This is a genomic window from Streptomyces murinus (assembly GCF_002154555.1).
GTDB lineage: Bacteria > Actinomycetota > Actinomycetes > Streptomycetales > Streptomycetaceae > Streptomyces > Streptomyces murinus.
In genome coordinates, this window is the sequence record NZ_MUNF01000209.1 from 196 (window position 1) to 10,184 (window position 9,989).

At 70.0% G+C, this 9,989-nt stretch carries 7 protein-coding genes and 1 pseudogene; 6 read left to right on the plus strand and 2 right to left on the minus strand.

Annotated features, from left to right (window positions below):
- From CCN72_RS39970 to CCN72_RS14650, 4 genes and pseudogenes are all read left to right on the plus strand, one after another.
- Nucleotides 1–262 (plus strand): annotated as a pseudogene (locus CCN72_RS39970) (ABC transporter ATP-binding protein); the annotation flags it as partial.
- Between the two features lie 166 nt (nucleotides 263–428).
- Nucleotides 429–1,316 carry a FadR/GntR family transcriptional regulator gene (locus CCN72_RS14640; protein ID WP_078967281.1) on the plus strand — a complete coding sequence of 296 codons (888 nt, stop codon included), beginning with the start codon at nucleotides 429–431 and terminating at the stop codon, nucleotides 1,314–1,316.
- A 429-nt stretch (nucleotides 1,317–1,745) separates the two neighbouring features.
- Complete coding sequence (locus CCN72_RS14645; protein ID WP_085568788.1) at nucleotides 1,746–3,281, plus strand: RNA polymerase sigma factor; 1,536 nt, start codon at nucleotides 1,746–1,748, stop codon at nucleotides 3,279–3,281.
- 140 nt (nucleotides 3,282–3,421) lie between these two features.
- Nucleotides 3,422–4,309: a serine protease gene (locus CCN72_RS14650; protein ID WP_086807904.1), complete on the plus strand. Its 888-nt coding sequence runs from the start codon at nucleotides 3,422–3,424 to the stop codon at nucleotides 4,307–4,309.
- A gap of 109 nt (nucleotides 4,310–4,418) precedes the next feature.
- On the opposite strand, the gene CCN72_RS14655 is transcribed toward CCN72_RS14650, so the two are convergent.
- On the minus strand, nucleotides 4,419–4,649 hold the full coding sequence (locus tag CCN72_RS14655; RefSeq protein WP_037654102.1) for a DUF7455 domain-containing protein: 231 nt from the start codon (nucleotides 4,647–4,649) through the stop codon (nucleotides 4,419–4,421).
- A gap of 439 nt (nucleotides 4,650–5,088) precedes the next feature.
- Here CCN72_RS14655 and CCN72_RS14660 point away from each other — a divergent pair, with 439 nt between their 5' ends.
- Complete coding sequence (locus CCN72_RS14660) at nucleotides 5,089–7,212, plus strand: DNA gyrase/topoisomerase IV subunit B (protein ID WP_086807905.1); 2,124 nt, start codon at nucleotides 5,089–5,091, stop codon at nucleotides 7,210–7,212.
- A gap of 422 nt (nucleotides 7,213–7,634) precedes the next feature.
- Here the strand turns inward: CCN72_RS14660 and CCN72_RS14665 are convergent, their stop codons facing one another.
- Nucleotides 7,635–9,107 carry an FAD-dependent monooxygenase gene (locus CCN72_RS14665; RefSeq protein ID WP_086807907.1) on the minus strand — a complete coding sequence of 491 codons (1,473 nt, stop codon included), beginning with the start codon at nucleotides 9,105–9,107 and terminating at the stop codon, nucleotides 7,635–7,637.
- 195 nt (nucleotides 9,108–9,302) lie between these two features.
- Between CCN72_RS14665 and CCN72_RS14670 the strand changes: the two genes are divergently transcribed.
- Nucleotides 9,303–9,803 (plus strand): TetR/AcrR family transcriptional regulator C-terminal domain-containing protein, encoded by a 501-nt coding sequence (locus CCN72_RS14670; protein ID WP_425276147.1) that lies wholly within the window; start codon nucleotides 9,303–9,305, stop codon nucleotides 9,801–9,803.
- The last annotated feature ends 186 nt before the right edge of the window (nucleotides 9,804–9,989 follow it).

Genomic DNA, 9,989 nt, shown 5'->3' on the forward strand with positions numbered 1-9,989 from the left:
CGGGCTCGCCGCCGTCCTCGCCGTACCCGTGGCCGTCGTTCCCCTCATGCACACGGCGTTCCGGGGTCCGGCCGAGCGCACGGTGGCCGATCTCCCGTCGCGGATGCGGGAGGTGTTCCTGCTCCAGTGGCCGTTCGGAGGGGACCGGTACCTGCTCGCGGTGGCACGACTGCTCGTCCAACCCGTAGGTGGCGCAATGGCGTTGTCCCTCGCGGCACTGCTGTGCGCGTATCTGTTCACAACCCTGCGCGCCAGGGCCTGATGACCGGGGTTCTTACGGTTCTGATACCGCTTGTGCCCACAACTCCCCGTGGGTAGCTCGTTTCTTTCCGATAAGGCGTCAATTGCGACGGGGTGAGCGATCACCCTTTCGTGTGCTTTTCACCAAAGACCTCAAGGGAGTTGGAAGCGACGCCGACAAAGGATCCGTGAGTACCCTTGCGCACACCATGATGACCGCCGCCCGTTCCACCGACTCCGGTCTGGTCGGTCCGGGCGAACTCGACCGCTACTCCTACGGCGACGCCCCGGTGGGCGATCGCGTCGGAACGCCCGCCTGGGACGGAGGCGAATCCGAGCTGGGCCGGGTCGGCCGGCGGCCCGCGGGCAACCGCGGCCGCGGGCTGCACGGCCAACTCGTCCAGCAGCTGGGTCAGATGATCGTCTCGGGCGACCTGGGCGCGGACCGCCCGCTGGTGCCCGAGGAGATCGGCCAGCGCTTCGAGGTCTCCCGCACCGTCGTCCGCGAGTCCCTCCGCGTCCTGGAGGCCAAGGGCCTGGTCAGCGCCCGGCCGAACGTGGGCACGCGGGTGCGTCCGGTCAGCGACTGGAACCTCCTCGACCCGGACATCATCGAGTGGCGGGCCTTCGGCCCCCAGCGCGACGACCAGCGCCGCGAGCTCAGCGAGCTGCGCTGGACCATCGAGCCGCTCGCCGCCCGTCTCGCCGCCGGACACGGCCGCGAGGAGGTGCAGCAGCGCCTGTCCGACATGGTGGAGATCATGAGCCACGCCATGGCGCAGGGCGACGCGCTCACCTACTCGCGCGCCGACACCGAGTTCCACGCGCTGCTCATCCAGGTCGCGAGCAACCGCATGCTGGAGCACCTCTCCGGCATCGTCGGCGCCGCCCTCCAGGTCTCCGGCGGCCCGGTCACGGCCTGCGACCGGCCGAACGACGCGTCCCTCGCCCAGCACGCGCGGATCGTCGACGCCCTCGGCACCGGCGACGGCGGCGCGGCGGAGGCCGCTATGCGCCAGCTGCTCACGGCGCACCCCGAGGTGGAGCGGGTGGTTCCCGCCCCGCGCGAGCACTGAGCCGCCCCGCGCGAGCATGAAGCCGCCCCGCGGGCGGTGCGGTCGCCGGTGTGCGGCGTCCCCGCGGTTCCCATGGCGCGTCGGCCCGGGTGCAGATCGTCGTACCCGCCGTCGCCGGACCCCGCCGGATCCCTTCAGGAGCCCGGCGGGGTCCGGCGATGCGGCGGGCGATATCTTTTGCCCATGTCTGACCGTCTTTGTTCGCTTACGGGGTGTGACTCGGGCCACGCAGAATGGGCGTAACACTCATGGGAACAGCGCGATGACCTAAGAGGTGACAGCCGCGAAGGGAATACGGACGCCAGACATGGCGCTGTGCATCTTCCCGGCCCGCGCCCGCGCCGTCGGCCCATCCCCAGGCCGGTGGTCGGTTCCCGTCCGCAGTGGACGGTGCCGGAAGCCGTTTTCCAACGTTCCGAGAGGTTGTTCGTGTCGGCCAGCACATCCCGTACGCTCCCGCCGGAGATCGCCGAGTCCGTCTCTGTCATGGCGCTCATTGAGCGGGGAAAGGCTGAGGGGCAGATCGCCGGCGACGATGTGCGTCGGGCCTTCGAAGCTGACCAGATTCCGGCCACTCAGTGGAAGAACGTACTGCGCAGCCTCAACCAGATTCTTGAGGAAGAGGGTGTGACGCTGATGGTCAGTGCAGCAGAGCCCAAGCGCACCCGAAAGAGCGTCGCAGCGAAGAGCCCGGCCAAGCGCACCGCCACCAAGACGGTCGCGGCGAAGACGGTGACCACCAGGAAGGCCACCGCCACCACGGCCGCCCCCGAGGCGTCCGCCACCCCGGCCGATCCCGCCGATGAGGCCTCGTCCGCCAAGAAGGCCGCGGCCAAGAAGACGACCGCCAAGAAGGCGGTTGCCAAGAAGACCACCGCCAAGAAGACGGCGGCCAAGAAGACCTCGGGCAAGAAGGACGACGCCGAGGTCCTCGAGGACGAGGTCCTTGAGGACACCAAGGTCGGCGACGAGCCCGAGGGCACCGAGAACGCGGGCTTCGTCCTGTCCGACGAGGACGAGGACGACGCGCCCGCGCAGCAGGTCGCCGCGGCCGGCGCCACCGCCGACCCGGTCAAGGACTACCTGAAGCAGATCGGCAAGGTCCCCCTGCTCAACGCCGAGCAGGAGGTCGAGCTCGCCAAGCGCATCGAGGCCGGCCTGTTCGCCGAGGACAAGCTCGCGAACGCCGACAAGCTCGCCCCGAAGCTCAAGCGCGAGCTGGAGATCATCGCCGAGGACGGCCGCCGCGCCAAGAACCACCTGCTGGAGGCCAACCTCCGTCTGGTGGTCTCGCTGGCCAAGCGCTACACCGGCCGCGGCATGCTCTTCCTGGACCTCATCCAGGAGGGCAACCTCGGTCTGATCCGCGCCGTCGAGAAGTTCGACTACACCAAGGGCTACAAGTTCTCCACGTACGCCACCTGGTGGATCCGTCAGGCGATCACCCGCGCCATGGCCGACCAGGCCCGCACCATCCGTATCCCGGTGCACATGGTCGAGGTCATCAACAAGCTCGCCCGTGTGCAGCGCCAGATGCTCCAGGACCTGGGCCGCGAGCCCACCCCGGAGGAGCTGGCCAAGGAACTCGACATGACCCCGGAGAAGGTCATCGAGGTCCAGAAGTACGGCCGTGAGCCCATCTCCCTGCACACCCCCCTGGGTGAGGACGGCGACAGCGAGTTCGGTGACCTCATCGAGGACTCCGAGGCCGTCGTCCCCGCGGACGCCGTCAGCTTCACCCTCCTCCAGGAGCAGCTGCACTCGGTCCTGGACACCCTCTCCGAGCGCGAGGCCGGCGTCGTCTCCATGCGCTTCGGCCTCACCGACGGCCAGCCGAAGACCCTGGACGAGATCGGCAAGGTCTACGGCGTGACGCGTGAGCGCATTCGCCAGATCGAGTCCAAGACCATGTCGAAGCTGCGCCACCCGTCGCGCTCCCAGGTGCTGCGCGACTACCTCGACTAGTCCGCGGTCCGGCCCACAGAGCCGGTCGTACGACACCGAAGGCCCGGCTCCCCTCGTGGGAGCCGGGCCTTCGTGCTGCGAGCGGAGACCATGTGGATCACTCTGGGTTTTCCAGTTACCACCCTGAGTGAGGAGTCGACATGCGCCGTTCCCTTGGCCGTGCACTGATCCGGCCGCTCGTCCTCGCGGCCACCGTCACCGCCATACCCCTGATGAGCGCGTCCCCGGCGGCGCCCACGGCGGTCCGGAGTGTGGTCGTGGGGGGATTCCCCATCGATGTCTCGCAGGCCCCGTGGACGGTGGCGCTGTCCAGCCGTGACCGGTTCGGAGGCACCCGCGCGGGCCAGTTCTGCGGTGGTGTCGCGATCGCCCGCACCACGGTGCTCACGGCCGCCCACTGCATGAACGAAGACGTCCTCGGGGCGCCGCCCGACCGCATGCGCGACCTCAAGGTCATCGCGGGCCGCACGGACCTGTTGTCCGACGGGGGTCAGGAGATCGCCGTGCGGGACGTCCGGGTCAATCCGGGCTTCGACAGCGCGACGAACTCCGGCGACTTCGCCGTCGTCACGCTCGCCGAGCCACTGCCGCAGAGCGCGGTCATCGCCATGGCGGGACCCGGCGACCCGGCCTACACGCCGGGCACCAAGGCCCTGGTCTCCGGCTGGGGCGACCTGACCGGTGGCGGTGCCTACGCGCACCGGCTCCATGCCGCGGATGTGCATGTGCTCGCCGACGACCGTTGTGGCCGCGCCTATCCGGGCGGCCCTGACGGCGTCTACCGGGCCGCCAGCATGCTCTGCGCGGGAGAGCCCGCCGGGGGCCCGGACGCGTGTCAGGGGGACAGTGGTGGCCCGCTGGTGGCCGGCGGGCGGCTGATCGGGCTCGTGTCCTGGGGCAGCGGCTGCGGGCGGGCCGGGAGCCCCGGCGTCTACACCCGTGTCTCCGAGGTCGTACGCGCCCTCGGGACGGGCGGCGACGGGAAAGCGCCCACAAAAGCCCGCGAGAGGCCCCTCAGGAGCTCCTGAGGGCCTTGCGCGGGGGTGATGAGGGTATGAGCACGGGCGGTCGCTCCGGGGAGGAGCGGCCGCCCGTGCATCGGCCTGTGCCGGTGCTGGCTCGTCGTCCGTAGGAGATTCAGTGCTCTTCTTCGGAAGCGGTGCTCGGCGCGGTCGTCAGCCGCTCCGTCTCGTCCTGTATCTCAGCGGCGATCTTCTTGAGTTCCGGCTCGAACTTGCGACCGTGGTGGGCGCAGAAGAGCAGCTCTCCGCCGCTGAGCAGGACGACGCGCAGGTATGCCTGGGCGCCGCAGCGGTCGCAGCGATCAGCGGCCGTCAGCGGGCTCGCGGGGGTCAGAACAGTAGTCACGTCGCCTCTTCTCTAGCTCGACGAGCTGTCGTACCAGGGTCAACATCCAACCAGCCCGAAAACGTTCCCGCTCGTGGCTTTTCCTGGAAAAAATCTTCCGGGGCGGCTGTCTGCTGCCGGTTGGCGGCGAATGTGCCGTAGTGCGTGTTGGGGATGCTTACGGGTTCGCGCTGTCTAGTATCTCGGTCCTCCCGGCTGGCTTGCCGGTTGTTCATGAGGACGTGCCCGGAGCCTAAATGGTTCATGCCTCCAAGGGAACGTGATATGCACTTCACCCCAACGAGGGATCGAACACGTATGCGAGCCTGGACTAGTCTGAGTAGCCGACGAGGGTGGCGTTACACCGGCTCTACCAGGCCTCGGTACCCTCTGACGGGCAACTGAAGCCTCCCCCTTACCCAGAAGGGGGCAACCTGAAATTCAGCGAGGAGCGAACCGCGTGACCGCCGATACGTCCGTGCCGTCCACAGCGCTGCTGGCAGGAGCAGACCGCGACGGTTCCAACTACACCGCGCGGCACCTGCTCGTCCTCGAGGGTCTCGAGGCGGTGCGCAAGCGTCCGGGCATGTACATCGGCTCGACCGACAGCCGCGGCCTGATGCACTGCCTGTGGGAGATCATCGACAACTCGGTGGACGAAGCCCTCGGCGGCTACTGCGGCCACATCGAGGTGATCCTCCACGACGACGCGTCCGTGGAGGTGCGCGACAACGGCCGCGGCATCCCCGTGGACGTGGAGCCCAAGACCGGCCTGTCCGGCGTGGAGGTCGTCATGACCAAGCTCCACGCGGGCGGCAAGTTCGGCGGCGGCTCGTACGCCGCCTCCGGCGGTCTGCACGGCGTCGGTGCCTCCGTGGTCAACGCGCTCTCGGCCCGCCTCGACGTCGAGGTGGACCGCGACGGCAACACCCACGCCATCAGCTTCCGGCGCGGCGTACCGGGTGCCTTCTCGGGCGCCGGCGCGGACGCGAAGTTCGAGGCCAAGAGCGGCCTGCGCAAGACCAAGAAGATCCCCAAGTCGCGCACCGGCACGCGCGTGCGCTACTGGGCGGACCGGCAGATCTTCCTCAAGGACGCCAAGCTCTCCCTGAACACGCTGCACCAGCGCGCCCGGCAGACCGCCTTCCTGGTGCCCGGCCTGACCATCGTCGTCCGCGACGAGTACGGCCTGGGCGAGGGTGGCAGCAAGGGCGAGGAGTCCTTCCGCTTCGACGGCGGCATCAGCGAATTCTGCGAGTATCTGGCGGGCGACAAGCCGGTCTGCGATGTGCTCCGCTTCTCCGGCAAGGGCACCTTCAAGGAGACCGTCCCCGTCCTGGACGAGCACGGCCAGATGACCCCGACCGAGGTCGCCCGCGAACTGGGCGTCGACGTCGCGATGCGCTGGGGCACGGGCTACGACACGAATCTGCGGTCCTTCGTCAACATCATCGCCACCCCCAAGGGCGGCACTCACGTCTCCGGCTTCGAGCAGGCCCTCACCCAGACGATGAACGACGTGCTGCGCGCCAAGAAGATGCTGCGCGTGGCCGAGGACAACATCGTCAAGGACGACGCCCTGGAGGGCCTTACCGCCGTCGTCACCGTGCGCCTGGCCGAGCCGCAGTTCGAGGGCCAGACCAAGGAGGTCCTCGGCACCTCGGCGGCCCGTCGCATCGTCAACCAGGTGGTCACCAAGGAGCTGAAGGCGTTCCTGACCGCCACCAAGCGGGACGCCGCTGCCCAGGCCCGGGTCGTCATGGAGAAGGTGGTCGCCGCCGCCAGGACGCGTGTCGCGGCCCGTCAGCACAAGGACGCCCAGCGGCGCAAGACCGCCCTGGAGTCCTCGTCCCTGCCGGCCAAGCTCGCCGACTGCCGCAGTGACGACGTCGACCGCAGCGAGCTGTTCATCGTCGAGGGCGACTCGGCGCTCGGCACCGCCAAGCTGGCGCGGAACTCCGAGTTCCAGGCCCTGCTGCCGATCCGCGGCAAGATCCTCAATGTGCAGCGCTCGTCGGTGACCGACATGCTCAAGAACGCCGAGTGCGGCGCGATCATCCAGGTCATAGGAGCGGGCTCGGGCCGCACCTTCGACATCGACCAGGCCCGCTACGGCAAGATCATCATGATGACCGACGCCGATGTGGACGGCTCCCACATCCGCTGCCTGCTGCTCACGCTGTTTCAGCGCTACATGCGGCCCATGGTCGAGGCCGGCCGTGTCTTCGCCGCGGTGCCGCCGTTGCACCGCATCGAGATCGTCCAGCCGAAGAAGGGCCAGGACAAGTACGTCTACACGTACTCGGACCGCGAGCTGCGCGACAAGCTCATGGAGTTCCAGACCAAGGGCGTCCGCTACAAGGACTCCATCCAGCGCTACAAGGGCCTCGGCGAGATGGACGCCGACCAGCTGGCGGAGACCACCATGGATCCCCGCCACCGCACCCTGCGCCGCATCAACCTCTCCGACCTCGAAGCCGCCGAACAGGTCTTCGACCTCCTGATGGGCAATGACGTGGCCCCTCGCAAGGAGTTCATCTCCGGCTCGGCGGCGACCTTGGACCGGTCGCGGATCGACGCCTGACGCCTGCGGCCGGCCGGGGCGAGAGTCCCGGCCGGTGGGGGTTCGGCTGAAGCCGTGCGCGTGGGTCGGGAGGGGGCCGCGGTGGCCCTGGTCCCCTCCCGGGCATGTCGACGTACCGGGATCGGCACGTCGGCATGTCGACATGCGTTTCGGTGAGGGCGGTCTGAGGGGTGTGGGCTGCGAGCTTGTCCTTGGGGCGGTTCGATCGGCTCACGCGCCGTCTGTAGTCGGCTCGCCCTGGGGCGTTCTGGGGACTTTGGCGGTTCACAACGTGCGGGGCGGCGCGGCAGGTTTGTACGACAACCCACCCGGCCCCCTCTGGCAACGTGTCCCGTCGGCCAGGTTCAGCCGACCGGTACCCCGGACCGGCCCACCGCGCTGATGAGCCGGTGCCGTCCCGCGGGCCTGCCCATCGAGCACGCTCAGCGGCACAGGGTGCGCAGAGCGGTGCGGCAGTCCTCGGCCCGGCGTTGCGGGTCGGTGTCGGTGGCGGCCCAGGCGATCCGGGCGTCCGGTCGGATCAGAACGGCGGTGACGCCCCGCCAGATCCGGTCCGACGCCTCGGTGTCGACGGTGACCGCCCGCTGTTCGAGACCGTCCGCGGAACACGGTGTCCGGGTCCCGTCGAGGTCCAGCAGCAGGGGTCGGCCGCGGTACATCAACGGGTGGGCGGTGGGCGCCTCGGCCGCCTCCAGGGCGAGGCCGGCCAGTCGCGTGCCGTACAGCGGGTGCGCGCCGGGTGCGGAGTCGGCGGGCAGCGGGTCGTCGAAGCCGGCGATCCTACGGGCCCACTGGCGGTTGGTCCGCGGTTCGGCCAGCGCGGCGGACCACACCTCGCGCAGCGCGATCTGCTCCGGGCTCGCCGCGGCGAACAGGGCGAGCTGCGCACGGGTGTTGTCGATGACGGCGCGGGCGGCCGGCCTGCGCTCCGTCTCGTAGCTGTCGAGCAGTCCCTCGGGCGCCCGTCCCTGGAGGGTGGCGGCCAGTTTCCAGCCCAGGTTGGTGGCGTCCTGGATGCCGAGGTTCATGCCCTGCCCGCCGGCCGGGAAGAACATGTGCGCCGCGTCCCCGGCCACCAGCACCCGGCCGGACCGGTACCGGGCGGCCTGGCGGGTGGCGTTGCCGTAGCGCGACAGCCACCGGGGGTTGCGCATGCCCAGGTTCCGTCCGAGGAGCACCCGGGTCTGCTCGCGTACCTCTTCCAGAGTCAGCGGGTCACCGGTGCCGCGGTGCATGGTGGCCGTGGACAGGCCCGCCAGCCGGTGGACGCCGTCGCCGATCGGGGCCGCCAGTATCGACCCGGCGGGGCCGGTGGCGGCGAGCGGCGCGGTGGGCGGGTCGTCGAGCTCGACATCGGCGAGCCACCCGGTCAGCGTGGTGTCCCGACCGGGGAAGTCGATGCCGGCCGCCCGGCGCACCGCGCTGCGGGTGCCGTCGCAGCCCACCACCCAGCGGGCCCGCACGGTCCGATGGGTACCGCCGGCCCGGATCACCACTTCGACGGCGTCCGGCCCCTGGGTGAGCGAGACGATCTCCTCCCCGCGCAGCACCCGGGCGCCCACGGCGACCGCGTGCTCCTCCAGGAGCTGTTCGGTGACGGACTGGCCGAGCGCCAGCATGAACGGGTGCACCGCTCCGATCGTGGAGAAGTCCAGCCTGGTGGTAGCCGCCCCGAAGTGACCGGTCGGCACCGGGGTGCCCCGTTCGATGAACCGTTCCGCGAGTCCGCGGGTGGCGAAGGTGTCCAGCGTGCCGGCCTGCATGCCGACCGCGCGCGACCGTCCGTCCGGTGCCGCCCGGCGTTCCACGACGGTCACCTCCACCCCGTGCAGGCGCAGCTCCGCGGCCAGCCAGAGCCCTACGGGACCGGCTCCGGCGATGAGCACGTCGAGCATGACCATCACTTCCTCTCGCTCTTGTCCAATGGATAAGAGCGAGCATGCCCTAGAATTGTCCATTGGACAACAGGGGTTGGCGCGACAGAGCGCGCGAGCCGACCGGAGAGGCGCATTGGAATGGGTACGACACGGAGCGAGATCGTCGACGCCACGCTGGCGGCCCTCGACGAGCACGGACTGGACGGCGTGACCATGCGCGCCGTCGCGGCCCGGCTCGGCGTGCAGCACAACACCGTGCGCTGGCACGCCTCCAGCAAGGGCCGCCTGCTCGAACTCGCCTCCGACGAACTCCTCGCGCACTGTCTCGACGAGCCGCTGCCCGAGGCGTTCCCCGACCGGCTCAGGGAACTGAGCCGCCGCTGCCGCACGGCACTGCTCTCCCACCGTGACGCCGCCAGGATGGTCGCGGGCGTCTTCGCGGCCGAGCCGCACACGCTGCGCTACGCCGACACCGTGATCGCCACCCTGCTCGCGGCCGGCCACTCGCCGCGCACGGCCGCCTGGACCCACTGGTCGATCTTCTACCTGACCCTGGGCCTCACCCAGGAACAGCAGGCCGCCCAGGAAACCGCACCGGCCCTCCACCCGGACCAGGCCCCGGCCGCCGACTACCCGGCCCTGGCCGAGGTCCTGCCGTACGTCGGCCCCGACAGCTTCGATCAGCGATTCGAATTCGCCCTCGGCCNNGGTTGACCGGTCGACCAGCCGACCCACAGTCAGTCAGTCAGCTGGGCCGCCCGCTCGCCCGCCGACCCGACCAACCAACCGGCCAGCCGGTCCGGTCCCGACAGATCCCGCTCCCGGGATCCGACCCGCCAGGACCTGTCCCCCTGCGCGGGTTGGCCGGACACGTGCCGCTCCCGCGCCCGCCCTGGCCGA

Excerpts from the sequence above, each read along its gene's own strand:
- CCN72_RS14650 (WP_086807904.1), top strand. The coding sequence starts at position 3,422 with ATGCGCCGTTCCCTTGGCCGTGCACTGATCCGGCCGCTCGTCCTCGCG.
- CCN72_RS14665 (WP_086807907.1), bottom strand. The coding sequence starts at position 9,107 with ATGCTCGACGTGCTCATCGCCGGAGCCGGTCCCGTAGGGCTCTGGCTG.